Genomic DNA, 16,236 nt, shown 5'->3' on the forward strand with positions numbered 1-16,236 from the left:
GGTTGAGAGGGGCCGCAACCGGAGGGCGCCAAAAGGACCGGCCCAACGCCTCTGGCCTCTGACCACTTGCCCCGGGGGAAGCGATGACCGCCGAACACGTGATCCGCATGACCCAGGAGCTGTTCCTGGTGGCCCTCGTGGTGGCCCTGCCCGCGCTAGTGATCAGCCTCGCGGTGGGCCTCCTGGTGAGCATCTTCCAGACGGTCACCAGCATCCAGGACCAGACGCTCAGTTACGTCCCGCGCATCATCCTCGTGGGCCTCGCCCTGGTGGTGACGCTCGGGTTCTCGTTCCAACAGGCGGTGGCGTTCACCCACCGCATGTTCGCCTACGCCGCGGGGATCGGCACGTGACGCTCTCCAGCGTGGCCCTCGGGCTGTTACTGGCGCGGATCGGCGCGTTCGTCGCAGTCATGCCGCTGTTCGCCGCGCGCACCCCGCGCACGGTGCGCGCCGGCATGGTGGTCGTGCTCGCGGCGTTCTACGTCGGCCCCGCCGGCGCCGAACTGGCGGCCGCGCCGCCCGGGAGCGTGCGCGAGGTGGACCCGCTCCGGTACGGGCTGGTGCTGGCGCGCGAGGCGCTGATCGGCGTCGCGATGGGCTTCGCGTTCGGGCTGTTCCTGCTCCCCGGGCGCATCGCCGGGGAGTTCGTGACGCAGCAGATCGGCCTGAACATCTCCCCGCAACTCGGCCCGGCCGGGGGCGAGTCGGGCGGCCCGCTGACCAACGTGTTCGAGACCGCCGGCGCGCTGGTGTTCCTCCTCGTGGACGGGCACCACATCGTACTCATGGCGTTCCACGCGTCCTTCGCCGCGCTCCCCATCGGCGGGAGCGTCGTCCCCGAAGCGGGGCCGATGGTGACCGGGCTGGCGAGCGCCTACGAGATGGGGCTGCTGCTCGCGGCCCCGCTCGCGCTGTGCCTGTTCCTGCTCTCCATCACGCTGGCGGTGATGGCTCGGGCCGCCCCGCAACTGAACATCTACTCGGTGGGCTTCTCGCTCCAGGTGCTGGTGGCCCTGATCGCGGGGCTGGTGCTGGTCCCGGAGTTCGTCACGACCCTGACCGCGATCGTCGGCCGCACCGGCGACGCCCTTCCCAAACTGCTGGGGGGCTGACCGGTGGCCGAGGACGTCGACCAGGAGTCGAAAACAGAAGACCCGACACCGCGCCGGCGCGAGGAGGCGCGGCGCCAGGGCCAGGTGCCGTTCAGCGCCGAACTGGTCGGGAGCCTCGTGCTGGTCGCCGGGGTGCTCGGGCTGCGGTACCTCGGCCCGGACCTGTGGGCCACCATGATCACGGTGTTCCGTGCCGACCTGCCGCGGGTGGGCCGCGAGGAGTTCGGCACCGCGGAGGCGGCGGAACTGCTGGGCCGCACGGCCCTTCGGATGATCGGCGCGATGCTCCCCTTTTTCGGGCTTCTGCTCGCCGTGGGTGTCGGGGCGTCGGTCGCCCAGGTCGGGTTCCAGCTCAACACCGAGAAGCTGGAGCCCAACCTCGACAAGTTGAACCCCGTCGGCGGGCTCGGGCGGCTGTTCTCGCTCGGGTCGGTGGTCCGCGGGCTGCTGACGGTCGCGAAGGTGCTGGCCCTCGCGGGGGTCGCCTACTACGTCCTGAACGGCCGCGGCGGCCTCATCGCGTCGATCGGCATGGGCCGCATCGGCGAGGCCGCCCCGGTCGCCTGGGCGCTCGTGATGCGGCTCGCCCTTTACCTGGCCGGGGCGGTCGCGCTGGTCGCGGTGTTCGATTACGCGTACCAGCGGTACAAGTTCGAGCAGTCGCTGATGATGACCAAAGAGGAGCTGAAGCAGGAACTGAAGCAGGAGGAGGGCGACCCGCACGTGAAGGCCCGGGTCCGACAGATCGCCCGCGAGCGGACCAAGCGCAAGATGCTCAGCGAGGTGCCGAAGGCGACGGTGGTGGTCACCAACCCGACGCACTACGCCGTCGCCCTGCGCTACGACTCGAACCGCGACAGCGCCCCGGTGGTGGTTGCGAAGGGCAAAGGGGCATTCGCCCTCCGCATTGCGAAGCGCGCCCGCGAGTCCGGTGTGCCGGTACTCGAGCGCCCCCCGCTCGCCCGCGCGCTGCACTCGGTGCGTGAGGGGCAACAGATCCCCAGCGCGCTGTTCCGGGCGGTGGCCGAGGTGCTGGCGTTCGTGATGAAGATGCGCGGCGGGACACTGTAGTTGTGAGCCGGGCCACAGTATTGTGGCCCGGCGCGAATGAGTGTCGGAATAACCGAAACCGGATGTCGCGCCGGAGCCGAAACGTCCGAGCCGGGCTGTAAACTGTTTTGCGATTTGCTGCGTCTTGGCGAACTTCCGCGCCCCACGAAATGGGGCACGTTCTAAATCATGCTGTCGCCGGAAACGGCGGCAACGGACGACACTTCTCGCTGGACGCGACAGCGGGTACTGCGTTGCGGTGATTGATCTTGTGAAAGAGTCCAGCCGGTGCCTTTTTGGGGGTTACCACACCAACCCATCAAGGACACCGGCATGGACCGCGCTCATGTGCGCGTTGTGTCGAAGAGTTGTGCCCCGGAGACCTTCCCGTGCCCCCGGTGCGGAGAACGGGGACGGCGGAAAGGTACCCACACCCGCCGCGTTCGGGACATCGCCTACGGGGAAATCGTGTTCCTCGAGTTGACCGTTGGAGAATACCGCGCCACCTGTGCCTGTTGCAAGACCTTCCGCTCTCAGATCGAAGGGATCGAACCTCGAGCCGAGTACACCAACCGCGTTCGCGAGGCCGTCATCGACCGACTCCTCGAGGACGGCATGAGCGCCCATCGGCTCCAACAGGCGTTGCGTCGGGACTTCCTCCTGGATCTGTCCGACGGGTTCCTCTCGGACTGCCTGGACTGGAAGGTGCGCCAGACCGACATGCCCGGGTACCGCCAGTGGACGCTTGACAACTTCTCGGGCACCCTGTGCATCGACGAGCTGCACTTGGGCCACCGCACGCTCCTGTTGGCCACCGACCCGATCGGCGATTTCCCGGTGGCCTTCGCCGTGGTCTCGGCCAACGATCAGGCCCATATGCGTGGGTTCCTGAACAACCTGCGGAACCACGGGTTCTTGCCCCAAGTGGTCGTCACCGATGGCTCGAACCTGTACCCCACCGTGTTGGCGGACCTGTGGCCCCACGCCCGTCACCAGCTGTGCGTGTTCCATGTCCTCAAGGACATCAATACCCATGTCTTCGATGCCCTGCGACGGCTCCGACGCGCGCTCGCCCGAAAAGGGGGACGGAAGCGACGTCGGGGCCGGCCGAGCAAGGCCCAGAAACAGGCCCGGGCACGCCGCGGGAAGACCAAGACGGAGCAAGGGCACTTCGTGTGGAAGCATCGGCACCTGATCGTGACCCGACCCGAACATCTGGATGGGCGACAACGCCGCTGGCTCAGCCAGATGTTCGGTTACCTGCCCGCGCTGCGGGCGCTCCGCGCGTTCGCGCTTCGGATCTATCGGCTGTTCGACCCCGAGCAAAGCCCTCATCAAGCGCGGTGCCGTCGGGCGGCTCTGGTCCGAGACGCACAGTACCAATCCGATCCCGACCTGTCCTCGGCGTTGGAACTGCTGAGCGCCGAGAAGTTCGACAAGATGATGGCGTTCCTGCACAGCCCCCACGCTCGACGGGTTCGGACCAATAACCACGTGGAGCGCACCAATCGGCGCCTCCGATACTTGGAAAAGGTGCGGTACAAATGGCGTCGGCGAAGGACCATCGTCCGGTTCATCGTCCTGGCCCTGGATCGCTGGCACCAACAACGCTTGACCCAAAAACAAACCGCGGTCACGCCGGATACACAGTCGAAGGGTGTGGAGACCAGAAAGCCGGCATCATGAAGTTGTCGCGTTCAGCGAGAAGTCTCCAACGGACCCCACAATGGCGAACGAAACAACACCCGCGTCCGGCTCGCCTCTCCTGCGGAGCGAACTGCTCCTGTCGGTGGCGCTGCTCGGGCTGCTCGTAATCTTCCTGGTGCCGCTACCGACGATCGTCCTGGACATGCTCCTGGCGTTCAACATCAGCGCCACCTTGTTGCTGCTGCTGGTCACGCTGACCGTGAAGCAGCCACTGGAGTTCTCGACGTTCCCGTCGCTACTTTTGCTCCTGACGCTGTTCCGGCTCGCCCTGAACGTGGCGACCACGCGGCTGGTGCTGCTGAACGGGGACGCCGGGACCATCGTCGAGGCGTTCGGCAAGTTCGTCGTGGGCGGCAGCCTGATCGTGGGGCTGGTGATCTTCCTGATCCTCATCGTGATCCAGTTCGTGGTCATCACGAAGGGGGCCGGGCGGGTGTCCGAGGTGGCCGCCCGGTTCACGCTCGACTCGCTGCCCGGGAAGCAGATGGCGATCGACGCCGAGATGAACGCCGGGATGATCGACGAGGCCGAGGCGAAGCGGCGGCGCACGTCGCTGATGCGCGAGAGCGAGTTCTACGGCACGATGGACGGTGCGAGCCGGTTCGTCCGGGGCGACGCGGTCGCGGCCATCATTATTACGGCGATCAACCTGTTCGGCGGGTTCATCATCGGCCTGACGAAGGGGATGCCGCTGGCCGAGGCGGTCCGGCGGTACTCGATCCTGACCATCGGCGACGGGCTGGTGACGCAGATCCCGGCCCTGATCACCGCGACCGCCTCGGCGATGCTGGTGACGAAGGCGACCTCGGGCACGAGCCTGGGCGAGGAGCTGGGCGGACAGTTCTCGGCCGCCTCCGGGCCGTTCCGGCTGGCGGCGTTCATCCTGATCGCCCTGGCGCTGGTGCCCGGGATGCCGATGCTGCCGTTCCTGGCGCTGGGCGTCGCGCTGCTGCTCCTGTCGCGGCGGATGTCACGGGTGCCGGAGCTGCCGCCCGCGGCGAAGGCCGAAGCGGCGGCGGCGGCCGCCGCCGCGGCCGCGCCGTCGAAGTCGCCGGTCGAAGGGTACCTGGACGACTTCCTGCAGAGCGACCGCGTGAGCCTCGAAATCGGTGCCGCCCTGATCCCGATGGTGTCGGCGCGGCGCGGCCCCGGTCTGATCGACCGCATCGGCGGGCTGCGGCGCGACCTGGCGAAGCAGAGCGGGCTGTGGGTGCCCGCGGTGCGGGTCCGCGACAACCTCCAGCTCGACCCGCCCACGTACCGCATCCTGCTGGGCGGCCGCGAGGTGGCCCGCGGGGACGTGCGCCCCGACCTGTGGCTGGCGATCGATCCGGGCGGCGCGGCCCGCGTCCCGCTGACCGGCGAGGACGCCCGCGAGCCGGCGTTCGGGCTGCCCGCGAAGTGGATCAGCGAGGCCGACCGGAACCGAGCCGAGGCCGCCGGGTTCACCGTGGTCGACTCGCCCAATGTGATCATCACGCACCTGGGCGAGGTGGTGCGGCGGCACGCCGGCGAGCTGCTCGGCCGCGACGACCTGAAGTCGATGGTGGACCGGGTCCGCGAGACCACGCCGGCGGTGGTCGACGACCTGATCCCGAACGTCGTGAGCATGGGGCTGCTGCACCGCGTGCTGACGCAGCTCCTGGACGAGCGGGTGCCGATCTCGAACCTGCCCCGCATCCTGGAAAGCCTGGCGGCCCACGCGCCGACCGTGAAGGACCCCGCCGAACTCGCGGAGCGGGTGCGCGTCGACCTCGGGCGCGCGGTCGTGGACCGGTTCCGCGACCCCACGGGGCGGATCCGCGCGATCGTGCTGGACCCGCGGCTCGAGCTGGACCTGAAGCGGGCCGTGCAGAACAACCAGCTCATCATCGACCCGTCCCGGCTGGAACAGCTCACGATGCGGGTCGCGGCCGAGCTGCGCAAGGCCGGCGCCCGCGGGTACGAGGCGGCCCTGTTGTGCGACGCCGGCCTCCGGCGGGCGCTGCGGCACTCGCTGGCCCGGGCGCTGCACGACCTGAGCGTGGTCTCCTACCAGGAGATCCCGACCGACCTTCTGATGGAACCGGTGGCGGTGATCCGCCCCGAAGAGCTGACCGGCGAGGGCTCGTCCGTCGCCGCGATGTTTGAGCAACCCCGGCCTTAGCGCCGTCCCCGCGCCCAGAGTCCCAACACCATGAGCGGCAACCTGAACACCGGCAACATCCAGGCGTACCAGCGGCAGGCGGAGCAGCAGCGGCGCGACGAGCTGATCGTGTCGCACCTGCCCCTGGTGAAGCACGTCATCGGGCGCCTCATCGGCGACGTGCCCCCGGGCGTGGACGTGGAGAACCTGGAGTCGGCCGGGGTGCTCGGGTTGGTCGAGGCGGCGGCCAAGTTCGACCCCGCGCGGAACGCCCAGTTCAAGACGTTCGCGTACCTCCGCATCCGCGGCGCGATCGTGGACGAGATGCGGCGCAACAGCCCGCTGCCGCAGCACGTTCACGCCCGGCTCGCGCTGGTCCGCCGCGCGTGCCGCACCCTGCCCCACCCGATCACGGTGGAGGCCATCGCCGCCGCCACCGGGCTGTCCGAGGACGAAGTGACCGACACGCTCTCGGCCGAGCGCATGGCGAAGACCATGTCGTGGGAGCAGGCGTCCGAATCGACCGGCCTGGAGCCGGCCGGCGGCGGCGAGGAGCCCGGCGCCGAAATGGAGCGCTGGGAGTCGGTCCAGCAGCTCGGGGACGCGATCCAGGAGCTGGAGCCGAAGGAGCGGATCGCGGTCACCCTGTATTACAAGGAAGACCTGCGGCTGAAGGAAATCGCCGAGGTGATGAAGCTGTCGGTGTCGCGGGTGTCGCGGCTCCTGAGCAAGGCCACGTTCGAGCTGGGCGAGCGGCTGAAAGTCCACCGCAACGGTGTACTGAGCCACGGCTAACGCACGTTCCCGGCAACACGGCAACGGCCCGGGCGGGTCCGGCTTCCCACAAGGAGAAGTCGGACCCGCCCGGGCCGCGCTCACGGCGGCAACGGAGAACGTGACACACCGCAGTCGGCATCACGGATTGGTGACCGCTGCGGGCGGCGGCGGCGGCGGAATCCGGTTGAGCGCGACCACGGCGGCCCGACGCACGTCCGGGTCCGGGTCGTTGCGGAGCGCGTCCAAATCCAGCACCGCCGCGGCCGCCGGTGCGCCGAGCGTGCCGAGCGTCCGCGCCGCGATCAGCCGCGCGTTGGCGTCCGGGCTCCTCAAATCGCTCGCGATCGCCCGCACCAGGGCCTCAGACACCTCGTTCGGCTGAACCACACGCAGGGCCGCGATCGCGCCGCGGCGAACGTCGTCGTCCGGGTCGCGGAGGGTCAGGGTCAGGGCCGGGGCCGCACCGCGCGCCAAAACCCCGAGGTCGGCCAGCGCCTTCGTCGCCCGGACCCGGGTGCTCGCGTCCCGGCTCAGGAGCTGCTGGGCCAGCAGCTCGACGTCCCGCGGCACCTCCTGGGCCGCGAGGATCGACTCGCGCGCCCGCCGCAGCGCCGCATCAATGTCCGTGCTCCGGTTCGCGGCCCGGGCCAGGGCCGGGAGCGTAACGCGGGCGCGCCCGCCGATCTGCCCGAGGGCGTCGATCACCGCCTCCTGAAGCGGCTCCTGCTCGCGGCCGCGCAGCCGCTCCAGAACGGCCGCCAGGTCGCCGGTCGCGGCGCTCGCCAGCGGGCCGAGTTTGCCGAGCGTGTTGGCCGCCTCGACCCGGGCCTGCAGCAGGTGCCGCGGGTCCCGCACCACCGCCCCGAGCTTCTTGGCGAGCGCGTCGTCGGCCTCGTCGGCCCGGACCGCCGGCGCGACCGCACACAGTGCCGCGAGTACGAACAAGCCGCGCATTTCTGGCCCTCCATGGCGACCGGAACCCAAGACCCATCGGCCAGGCGGCGGGGGCAACTGTGGGCCGGCTCCCGGTCCCGCGGCCCGTGCGCCGCGGGCGGGGCCGCGGGACCGGCGCAACCGCCCCGTTCTGCCCAGGCAAAAATCCCGCGCCGCCTTCGATTCTTCCCTCATCTCGCTTTGTCTCCAACCAACCGCACACGGGGGTGCACCGGTGGTCGTAATCGTCGGCGGCGTGATTGTGCTCGTCTCCGTGCTCGTCGGGTTCTCGATGGCCGGGGGCAAAATCGGCGCCCTGATTCACCTGTCCGAGTTCGTCACGATCGGCGGCGCCACGCTCGGCTCGCTCATCATGATGTCGCCGGTCAAGGTGATCAAGGACCTGATCCGCGGCGCGCTCCAAACGGTCAAGGGGTCGCCGTACGGCAAAGCCGCTTGCGTCGAGCTGCTGAAACTGCAGTACGCGCTCGCCCGGCTGGTGCGCCAGGAGGGGCTGCTGGCCCTCGACTCGCACATCACCAACCCGGACGGCAGCGCGCTGCTCCGGGAGTACCCGAAGCTGAACGGCAACCACCACGCCCGCGAGTTCCTGTGCGACTCGCTGGCGCTCATCCTCGACGGCACCGTGGAGAGCAGCCAGCTCACCGAGTGGCTCGAGGAGGAGATCCAGGTGGTCGAGCGCGAGCACAACGCGGCGGTGGACACGCTCTCCAAGACGGCCGACTCGCTGCCCGGGTTCGGGATCGTGGCCGCGGTGCTCGGGATCGTGGTGACGATGCAGGCGATCGGCGGCCCGGTGGAGGAGATCGGGTACAAGGTCGGTGCCGCGCTCGTCGGGACGTTCCTCGGGATCCTCGCGGCCTACGGGTTCGTGGCCCCGATGGCGGCCCGTATGCACGCGCTCGGCGACCAGGAGATCCTGTTCCTCAAGGCGATGGCCGTGGGGGTGGTCGCGATGAACGACGGGGCCAGCCCGAAGGACGTGGTGGCCCGCGCCCGCCGGGTGATCAGCACCGACTGCCGGCCGAACCAGGCCGAACTCAAGACCATGTTCAGCTAACCGGGGAGACGGGCGTGGAAGCGCCCCCGCGCCCAGGGCGCGACGTGCGGACCGACCGTGCCCCGTGTTCGGCCCCCGCGGCGGCACGGGGTTTCGACTTCCTGCTTCTTTTCCGACCTGATCCGGCTTCCGGGGCGAGGGCAACATGGCAAAAGGCGGCGGCTCGTGGAAGGTGGCGTACGCGGACTTCGTGACCGCGATGATGGCGTTCTTCCTCGTGATGTGGATCGGCGCCCAGGACGTGAAGGTGCGCCAGTCGGTGGCGAACTATTTCATCGACCCGGCGGGCGTGAGCAAGAAGCCGGTCTCCGACGGGGCGGTGCTCGAAACGCCCTCATCCGGTCCGGTCGCCGGCCAGCTCCAGGTGGCGGGCGGGCGCGGCACCCGGGTGCCGTCCGGCGGGGTGCCGAGCCCCAGCACGGCCGCCATCCTGAACTGGATCAACGCCGACGCCGCCCGCTCGCGGCACTGGAAGGGCGAGGCCCAGCGGGTCCGCGAGGCGGCCGCGGCTCAGAAGGCCGTCAACGAGAGCCGAACCCCGGAAGAGGTCGAGATCGCCCAACTGTCCCAGCTCCTGGCGTCCGACCTGGCGGGCACGGTCCCCAAGGACATGCCGGAAGTGTACAAGGATCTGTTGTTTAGCGCGTTCAAAGAGGTAAACTGGGAACAGGTGGCGGGGACGCTACTCAAGGATTGAGTCCGGGACGAACTTGCGTCCCACGGGCACCCCGGGTATAGCCGCCGAACCCACAAACACCCGGTGAGGTCCGACTCATGAGGCTCACACTGTACCGCGGCTCCGCCGTCGCCCTGCTGCTCGGGGCCGTTGTCGCCGGGGCGACCGCCCAGCCGCCGGCGTACCTGGACAAATTGAAGGCCGACACCGCGGCGTTGGCCAGTGAGCGTGCCACCGCAGAATCGTCCGGCGCCGAACGCGCCCGGCTCACGAACGACCTCAAAAAACTCCTCGAGCGGATCGAGAAGGCGCCACCGCCCGTCGTGCAGCCACCGGCCCCGCCCGCAGTCAAACCTAAACCCCCCGGCGCCGCCTTCTCCCCGCTCGCCACGGACAAGCTCCGATCCGCAATGGATCTGGTCCGCGCGAACGAGATTTATTCCGCTCTCAACGCCTTCCGGCAATTGAACTTACAAGAACTCTCGGCGGAGGATCGGGCGTTCGCCCGGTTCATGGAAGCGTCGTGCCTGCGGCGCCTGGGGCACGCCAAAGAGGCCCTGCCCATTTACCGCGAGGTCGGGGACGCCAACGAGGACCCGTTCGTCGCCTCTTCGGCCGTTTCACAGGTCGCGCTGCTGCGCACCAGTGAAGAACTTCAGGCCCAGCTTACAAAACTGCGCGAGCGGCCAAAAAACCGCTAACGATTAGCGGGCCTCGCGCATTTTTTTGCTTTCACAACTCATTTCCCCGCGGCTCTCGTGCTACAGGAATTGCGAGCAACCGTGAGAGCCGCGACTGAACTGACGGCCGAACTCGGCGAGCGGTTCAAAGTCGGCGACGCAGCACCCGAGTTGGTCACCCGACTCACGGCGCTGGTCGCCACGTTGGAACTGCAACTGACCCGGACCGAGAACCTCCCGGACGACCTCTGCGCGGCCGTTGCCGAGCTGCAACAGCTGCTTCAGAAGACGACAGCGACCGGCGGGCGTTGGCTCGATGCAGTCGCCGACGGTCCGGAACTTGCGAGCTACTGGATGCGGGCCCGTGTACAGAAGGTGTACGGGTTGCTCATCCGAGACGAATCCCCCCCCTAAGACGAGCAGCACCGATGGCAACAGCCGTGTCGAGTGTGACCTCCGCCGGAGTCGCGACACAAGCGACCGGCTCCTCGGGTCCGCGGGAGACCACGAGCAGTACACCGACGGACCCGTTTCAGACGATCCTGACGCAAACCACGACCGCCACCCGCGACCCGCAACAGGTGCGCGAAACGAACCAGACGGCGGCCAACACCCAGGCGGCCAATCAGGCGGCCGCTGATCAGGTCGAAGAAGACCAGCGGGAGAGCGCCGAGGCCGCCAGCGATGCGGCCGCCGCGATCCTCGCCGCCCAACTCGGATTGACCCAACTCGCCGCGGCCAACACACCGATCAGCACCGACGGCACCCCGCTCGCGACCAGCCAAACTGCGACCGACGCGCAACGGCTCACGGCCCCCGAGTTCAGCGCCGCCCAGCAACCCGGGCAGCCGACCCAAACCAACCCGCTGCTCCGCCAAGCGATCGCCGACGCCAGCCGGCAGAACCGCGCCCCGGCCCCGGGCGCGGTCCCCCAAACCACCCCGCCCGCTGACGCGGTGCCCGCGGCCCAACCCGCAGCTACCGCGCCGAGCCCGACTACTGTCCCGCTTCCCACAGCCAGCACACCGCAACCGGCTCAGGCCGCCGGCCTCGCGGCCGCGACCGCCGCGGTCGAGTCCGGGCAGCGGCAGGTGGTACCGGCCCAGGCACCGATCGTTTCCGGCCTTCTGCCGGCGCAGCCCGCCGCCCCTGTGACCGAAGCCGCGCTGCCCGCTCCGGTGACCGCACCGACGGCACCGGTCGAGGCCCCGGCGGTTCCGTCGGCGTCCGTCGGCGACCGCCCGAACACCGCGGGCGACCGGTTCGCCGCGATCGCGTCCACCGCGACCACGCTGCTCCCGAGTGACGCTGCGGCGCCGACGACACCGCTGCTATCAGCCGCACCGGCCGTGCCAACCGTCCCGACCGCGTTCACTCAGGTGCTCGCGGGGACCGACGCCGCAAACGCCCTGACCGCGAGCAACACGGCGGTGAAACTCGCACCGAGCCCGCTCGCCGAGCCGACCGACCGGTGGGCCGGCACCCGTGCGGCGGACGACGCGGTCCCGACCTTCGGCGCGCCGGCCCCGGTCCCCCAGTCTCCGAACGCGGTCACTGCCGCGCAGACCCCCACGGCGGTCAAGACCCCCGACCCGGTGGTACAGGTCGCAGACCACATCGTCACACACGCCCACGTCGTCGCCCGCGGCGGCGAGACCGAGTTCCAGATGCGGCTCGACCCGCCGGAACTCGGGGCCCTGAAGATCCGGTTGGTCTCCGACGGCGACTCGATTCACGGACAAGTGGTGGTGTCGAGCGACGCGGTTCGCCGAATGATTGAGAGCCAGTTGCCCGAACTCCGGCAGCGCCTCGAGGACGCCGGCGTGTCGGTGCAGAACTTCAGCGTCGCGACCGACGCGAACGCTCAGGCGGGGACCGGCGGGGGCGAGTGGGGCGGGTACCGCTCCGAGTTCCCCGCCGAACTGCCACGCCAGAGCGCGGTCCCAACCGGCGCCCGCCCGGTGCCGGCCCGCGCCAGCGGCGCGATCGACGTGATGGCCTGACCCCCTCAACCACGTTCGCAGGAGACCCGTTATGGCAAGCGGCACGAGTGCCCTGGCCGGCGTCGGCCAGGACCAGTTCCTTCAACTGCTCATCGCCCAGTTGCAGAACCAGGACCCGCTCGACCCGGTGAGCAACCAGGACTTCATCCAGCAGCTCGCGACCCTGAACACCGTGTCGGGCATCCAGAGCCTGAACGCGAACTTCAGCGAGATGCTCAAGCTCCAGCAGATCACCCAGGGGGCCGACCTGGTCGGCAAGACGATCGAGTACACGCTCACCGGCGAACCGGCCAAAACCGGGAAAGTCACCTCGGTGCAGTCCCAGGACGGGAAATTCGTCCTGCAGGTGGGTTCCGACCAAGTGCTCCTCGACCAGATCAACAGCGTGAAATAGTAAGCCGCCCGCCCCGGGCTGCCCCGAAACAACCATTACTCCCCGCGCCCGGGCCTCGGCCCGGGCGGTCAGGTGGTCCACGTACCGACCCGTAACCTTAACGTATTCGTTCGTTCCTCAACCACGCGTCCGCACACCAGGAGTTCGCACGATGTCTCTGAACGCTCTCTTCGTCGGTTCCAGCGGTCTGACCACCAACTCGTCGGCCCTCGACGTGATCGGCAACAACCTCGCGAACATCAACACCACCGGTTACAAGGACCAGCGGATGGTGTTCCGCGACGTGGTGTACCAGACGCTCAGCTCGGGCACCAGCGCGGACGCCGGGACCGGCGGGGTCAACCCGACGCAGGTCGGGTTCGGGGTCGGCGTCGGATCGATCGGCACCCAGTTCACGCAAGGCAACCTGAACCCCACCGGCCGGTCGCTCGACGTCGGCCTCCAGGGCCGGGGGTTCTTCGTGATGCGGAACGTGGAGGACGTGGCCTACACACGGGCCGGGGCGTTCGGCGTGGACTCGGCCGGCTACCTGGTCGACCCCGGCACCGGGTTCCGGGTGCAGCGGTTCGGGCCGGTCGGCGAGGGCGGGGCCTCGAACGCCGGCGACCCGCAGTTCCAGATCCCCGGCAACCTCGACATCCAGATCCCGTTCGGCACCGGCGCCGCGGGCATCGCGACGACCAACATCGACTACCAGGGTAACCTGAGCAGCGCGATGCAGGTGGGCGAGGTTGCCACCACCGCGATCCAGGTCTACGACGCGCAGAGCACCGCCCGCGCGGTGACGGTCACGTTCACCAAAACCGCGGCCAACACGTACACCCCCAGCGTGCTCGTGAGCGGCGCAGACGCCGCCCAGGTCACCCTGACCGGCGGCCCGATCTCGTTCAACTCGACCGGGCAAATCGTCGGCACCGCCAACACGCCGGTGACGCTGACGCTGACCCTCGGGGCCAACGCGCTCCCCGGGATCAACACGGCCCAAACCATTACCCTGAACCTCGGCACCGCGGGCCTCACGAACGGGCTCACCCAGTTCGGTGGCGCCACCACCGCAAGCGCGATCGGCCAGGACGGGTCCGGGTTCGGTACCCTGACCGACGTGAGCATCGACGCGGACGGCATCGTCCAGGGTAAGTTCACCAACGGGCGCACGATCAACCTGGCGCAGCTCGCGGTCGCCGGCTTCAACAACGAGGACGGCTTGCTGCGGAGCGGGAATAACTACTTCCGGTCGTCGGTGGCCTCCGGCGAGGCGCTGATCGGGTTGGCCGGTCAGGGCGGCCGCGGCTCGCTCATGGGCGGGGCGCTGGAAAGCTCGAACGTGGACATCGCGATCGAGTTCTCACGGCTGATCGTGGCGCAACGCGGGTTCCAGGTGAACGCCCGGACCATCAGCTCGACGAATGATACGCTGCAAGAGCTGGCTAACATCATCCGCTGACCACTTCGGCGGCTCCGGCTCCTTCGGGGCCGGGGCCGCCGGTTCCGGTTCCGCTTCCGCAATCACTTCCCTTCGGCCGACCGCTTCGAGTGCGGTCTCGAACGTCTCGGACAAAACAACCAGCGACCGCAGCCCGGTGCCGTCGGTGGTCAGAGCCACGGTTTGGCCGTCCACCGCAATCAGGTGAACCGCGCACGTCCGGTCGAGCGGCAAACTCCCTTCGAGCTTCAGGTGCCCGCCCCCGTCGCCGGCCCCACCCGCGGGCCGATTCGCGCGTCGGGCCCACCACACCGTTCCCGCGCACAGCCCGACCAGTGCGAGCGTCAACAGGAGGAGCCGTGTCACGAGCCCACCGAGGTCCGGCGGCGCGGGCGCGACCGGCGGCGCGTAGTCGAAGCCATCCCCCGCGAGCGCGTGGGCGGTGGAGGCCAGGAGCGCGGCGAGCGCGAGAACCGTCCGTGTCATTGCGCGTCCCGGGAGGCCGAACGAAACCGCCCTCTCCCCGGCGGGAAAGCGGCTGACGTGTCAATACAGGCGAACCGGGTGAGAGGTAAAGACCAAACCGAACCGGGACCGGGTTGCAGGCCAGGGCCTTTCCTTGATTCACTCTACGTAACTCCGATAAGTCCCTTGGCCATTGCCGGGTCCATCTGGAGCCGCTCGATCGCCTCCGGGCAACTCACCGCCTTGACCTCACGCCACAGGTGCACCACGGCGTTCCGCAGCGCCGCCAGCACCTGTGGTGCGTGCCCCATGCGCACACGACACGCGTCCTCGCCCAGTGTCACGTCACGCACGTAATGCAGTTCGTTCTCGATGCGCCAGTGCGTCCGCACATGGTTCAGGAGTGTGGCCGCATCCGCCTTCTCGGCCGACAGGCTCGTGATGCCGAAATGCACTTCGACCGTCGTTTGGCCTCGGACCGTCCGCTCACGCGTCAACTGGAAGCCCTGCTTCACCCCCGCCCACGTCGGCGAGCACGTCAGAATCGAGGTCGTTTGCAGCGTCCGCTTCTCGATGCGGCCGTGACCCTTATCGACGGTCGTGGCGATGCGGCTCGGGGCGGGCGGAGGCCGATCCCCAGGGGGAAGTGGCCGCCGCGATCGATCGGGCGGCGGTCTCGAAGGCGAACCCGGCTCGGATGTCGATCCCCAATCCGGGTTGGTTGTCCTTCACCGTGAGCACGTAGTCGCCGCCGGCCCCGACCACCTCCTCGGCCAGGTCTCGCTGGCAGAACATGGCGTCGCCGACCACGACCTTCCCTCGCAGCGGCAGAATGCCGAGGAGCGTCAAGGCGGCCTTGTGCTCGTTGGTGCTCGCATCGACCTTGACCTGGGCGAGTACGGCACCGACGGTGGGGGCGTATGCGGCCAGCAGGTGCTGACCGGGGATCGCGCCGTTGCGAGAGCCTCGAAGGGTCTTGCCGTCGATGGAGATGTGTGTGAAGGCGGCCGGGTCGACGCGGCTGGCGATCCAGTACGAGAGGACGTGCTCCAGTTGGTCGGCGTCGAAGCGTCGCAGGGTGCGGGAGAGCGTGGAAACGGCCGGGGTCTTGCCGCGTCGGAAGCCGAGGGCATGGGCGAGGGCGGGTCCGTGCTGTCGCCCGAAGCGAGCGATGCCATTGAGGCTGGTGCGCCCCATGAGCATGGCGAGGGCGACGAGTCCGAGGAAGGGGGCGAGTGGGTGGATAAGGCCGTGCTTGCTGCGGGGATCGGGAACCGCCGCCAGGGCATCGACCAGGGTGCAAGGAGACATGGGTACCTTCCTGGCTGCGAGAAGGCGCCCCACATAGCCACGTTCCCTCGTGTAAGCAAGGTGAAATAAGGAAAGGCCCTGGGTTGCAGGCCGGGCCGACTCGTCGGAGTTGCGCGTCCCGGGCCTGGACACGCAAACGCTCTCCGTCACGGAGTTCGTCGGAGCGGACGCGGGCACCCCGACGCACGACATGCTGCGGTGGATCGGCACGCAGGGTGAGACGGAAGCGTGGTCGGCAACCGTCACCGCCACGATACCCGATTGGCCCAATTGTTCCGGCCACTTCCTGTTCTGCCACCGGGTCACGATGCACCAGTCCCCGGTGACCTTTCTTGAAGGACTGACTCTAGTAGTTTCAATTTCGCCACGTGTATGCGACACTCATCTGCTGACCGAAGCGGTTCGACCATGGCTCGTCGAACCGCCTCCGTCAGCAGGTGGGAGTATGCTCGGCGTACTGCGGACGCTCAGCCGATCGCCGAGGCCGCGCGAACTTG

Annotated in this window: 17 protein-coding genes; 13 read left to right on the plus strand and 4 right to left on the minus strand. The window is 68.9% G+C overall.

All coding sequences use genetic code 11. The annotated features are described in order from the left end of the window. Positions 1–83 precede the first annotated feature (83 nt). The 6 genes from GobsT_RS23530 (at position 84) to GobsT_RS23555 (ending at position 6,791) form a co-directional block, all read left to right on the plus strand. Positions 84–353 (plus strand): flagellar biosynthetic protein FliQ, encoded by a 270-nt coding sequence (locus GobsT_RS23530; RefSeq protein ID WP_010048125.1) that lies wholly within the window; start codon positions 84–86, stop codon positions 351–353. Then, the gene (locus GobsT_RS23535) at positions 350–1,114 is read left to right on the plus strand and encodes a flagellar biosynthetic protein FliR (protein ID WP_010048124.1); all 765 of its coding nucleotides are present in this window, start codon (positions 350–352) and stop codon (positions 1,112–1,114) included. Before GobsT_RS23530 ends, GobsT_RS23535 begins: the two co-directional genes overlap by 4 nt. A 3-nt stretch (positions 1,115–1,117) precedes the next feature. Further along, the gene (gene flhB / locus GobsT_RS23540) at positions 1,118–2,185 is read left to right on the plus strand and encodes a flagellar biosynthesis protein FlhB (protein ID WP_010048123.1); all 1,068 of its coding nucleotides are present in this window, start codon (positions 1,118–1,120) and stop codon (positions 2,183–2,185) included. A gap of 447 nt (positions 2,186–2,632) precedes the next feature. Further along, a complete protein-coding gene (locus GobsT_RS23545; RefSeq protein WP_157506574.1) occupies positions 2,633–3,850 on the plus strand; it encodes a transposase in 1,218 nt (405 codons plus the stop codon). Between the two features lie 40 nt (positions 3,851–3,890). Next, positions 3,891–6,017, plus strand: a complete 2,127-nt coding sequence (flhA, locus tag GobsT_RS23550) for a flagellar biosynthesis protein FlhA (RefSeq protein ID WP_033199646.1) — start codon at positions 3,891–3,893, stop codon at positions 6,015–6,017. Positions 6,018–6,047: 30 nt separating this feature from the next. Further along, the gene (locus GobsT_RS23555) at positions 6,048–6,791 is read left to right on the plus strand and encodes a sigma-70 family RNA polymerase sigma factor (RefSeq protein WP_010048121.1); all 744 of its coding nucleotides are present in this window, start codon (positions 6,048–6,050) and stop codon (positions 6,789–6,791) included. Between the two features lie 120 nt (positions 6,792–6,911). On the opposite strand, the gene GobsT_RS23560 is transcribed toward GobsT_RS23555, so the two are convergent. Then, positions 6,912–7,727, minus strand: a complete 816-nt coding sequence (locus tag GobsT_RS23560; protein WP_010046530.1) for a HEAT repeat domain-containing protein — start codon at positions 7,725–7,727, stop codon at positions 6,912–6,914. A gap of 214 nt (positions 7,728–7,941) precedes the next feature. Here GobsT_RS23560 and motA point away from each other — a divergent pair, with 214 nt between their 5' ends. The 7 genes from motA (at position 7,942) to GobsT_RS23595 (ending at position 13,984) form a co-directional block, all read left to right on the plus strand. Next, positions 7,942–8,787, plus strand: a complete 846-nt coding sequence (motA, locus tag GobsT_RS23565; protein ID WP_010046528.1) for a flagellar motor stator protein MotA — start codon at positions 7,942–7,944, stop codon at positions 8,785–8,787. Positions 8,788–8,932: 145 nt separating this feature from the next. Continuing rightward, entirely contained in the window at positions 8,933–9,484 is a 552-nt protein-coding gene (locus tag GobsT_RS40585; RefSeq protein ID WP_010046525.1) for a flagellar motor protein MotB, read from the plus strand. A 77-nt stretch (positions 9,485–9,561) separates the two neighbouring features. Continuing rightward, on the plus strand, positions 9,562–10,164 hold the full coding sequence (locus tag GobsT_RS23575) for a hypothetical protein (protein ID WP_010046524.1): 603 nt from the start codon (positions 9,562–9,564) through the stop codon (positions 10,162–10,164). A gap of 81 nt (positions 10,165–10,245) precedes the next feature. Next, positions 10,246–10,557 (plus strand): hypothetical protein, encoded by a 312-nt coding sequence (locus GobsT_RS23580; RefSeq protein ID WP_010046520.1) that lies wholly within the window; start codon positions 10,246–10,248, stop codon positions 10,555–10,557. Between the two features lie 14 nt (positions 10,558–10,571). Next, positions 10,572–12,146 (plus strand): flagellar hook-length control protein FliK, encoded by a 1,575-nt coding sequence (locus tag GobsT_RS23585; RefSeq protein WP_010046517.1) that lies wholly within the window; start codon positions 10,572–10,574, stop codon positions 12,144–12,146. A 31-nt stretch (positions 12,147–12,177) separates the two neighbouring features. Next, positions 12,178–12,540, plus strand: coding sequence for a flagellar hook assembly protein FlgD (locus tag GobsT_RS23590; protein ID WP_010046515.1), 363 nt, complete (start codon positions 12,178–12,180; stop codon positions 12,538–12,540). A gap of 151 nt (positions 12,541–12,691) precedes the next feature. Beyond that, on the plus strand, positions 12,692–13,984 hold the full coding sequence (locus GobsT_RS23595) for a flagellar hook protein FlgE (protein WP_010046513.1): 1,293 nt from the start codon (positions 12,692–12,694) through the stop codon (positions 13,982–13,984). Here GobsT_RS23595 and GobsT_RS23600 read toward each other — a convergent pair. The 3 genes from GobsT_RS23600 to GobsT_RS23610 all read right to left on the minus strand — a co-directional run bounded on the left by GobsT_RS23600 (position 13,886) and on the right by GobsT_RS23610 (position 15,739). Next, positions 13,886–14,449: a hypothetical protein gene (locus GobsT_RS23600; protein WP_010046511.1), complete on the minus strand. Its 564-nt coding sequence runs from the start codon at positions 14,447–14,449 to the stop codon at positions 13,886–13,888. The two genes, GobsT_RS23595 and GobsT_RS23600, sit on opposite strands and share 99 nt — an antisense overlap. Positions 14,450–14,592: 143 nt before the next feature. Beyond that, positions 14,593–15,036, minus strand: coding sequence for an ISAs1 family transposase (locus tag GobsT_RS23605; protein ID WP_109570720.1), 444 nt, complete (start codon positions 15,034–15,036; stop codon positions 14,593–14,595). Continuing rightward, positions 15,017–15,739, minus strand: coding sequence for an ISAs1 family transposase (locus GobsT_RS23610; RefSeq protein ID WP_010035860.1), 723 nt, complete (start codon positions 15,737–15,739; stop codon positions 15,017–15,019). The genes GobsT_RS23605 and GobsT_RS23610 overlap by 20 nt, the downstream gene beginning before the upstream one ends. Positions 15,740–16,236: the final 497 nt, after the last annotated feature.

The organism is Gemmata obscuriglobus (assembly GCF_008065095.1).
Lineage (GTDB): Bacteria > Planctomycetota > Planctomycetia > Gemmatales > Gemmataceae > Gemmata > Gemmata obscuriglobus.

Excerpts from the sequence above, each read along its gene's own strand:
- GobsT_RS23530 (WP_010048125.1), top strand. The coding sequence starts at position 84 with ATGACCGCCGAACACGTGATCCGCATGACCCAGGAGCTGTTCCTGGTG.
- flhA (WP_033199646.1), top strand. The coding sequence starts at position 3,891 with ATGGCGAACGAAACAACACCCGCGTCCGGCTCGCCTCTCCTGCGGAGC.
- GobsT_RS23555 (WP_010048121.1), top strand. The coding sequence starts at position 6,048 with ATGAGCGGCAACCTGAACACCGGCAACATCCAGGCGTACCAGCGGCAG.
- GobsT_RS23560 (WP_010046530.1), bottom strand. The coding sequence starts at position 7,727 with ATGCGCGGCTTGTTCGTACTCGCGGCACTGTGTGCGGTCGCGCCGGCG.
- GobsT_RS40585 (WP_010046525.1), top strand. The coding sequence starts at position 8,933 with ATGGCAAAAGGCGGCGGCTCGTGGAAGGTGGCGTACGCGGACTTCGTG.
- GobsT_RS23575 (WP_010046524.1), top strand. The coding sequence starts at position 9,562 with ATGAGGCTCACACTGTACCGCGGCTCCGCCGTCGCCCTGCTGCTCGGG.
- GobsT_RS23585 (WP_010046517.1), top strand. The coding sequence starts at position 10,572 with ATGGCAACAGCCGTGTCGAGTGTGACCTCCGCCGGAGTCGCGACACAA.
- GobsT_RS23590 (WP_010046515.1), top strand. The coding sequence starts at position 12,178 with ATGGCAAGCGGCACGAGTGCCCTGGCCGGCGTCGGCCAGGACCAGTTC.
- GobsT_RS23595 (WP_010046513.1), top strand. The coding sequence starts at position 12,692 with ATGTCTCTGAACGCTCTCTTCGTCGGTTCCAGCGGTCTGACCACCAAC.
- GobsT_RS23600 (WP_010046511.1), bottom strand. The coding sequence starts at position 14,449 with ATGACACGGACGGTTCTCGCGCTCGCCGCGCTCCTGGCCTCCACCGCC.
- GobsT_RS23610 (WP_010035860.1), bottom strand. The coding sequence starts at position 15,739 with ATGTCTCCTTGCACCCTGGTCGATGCCCTGGCGGCGGTTCCCGATCCC.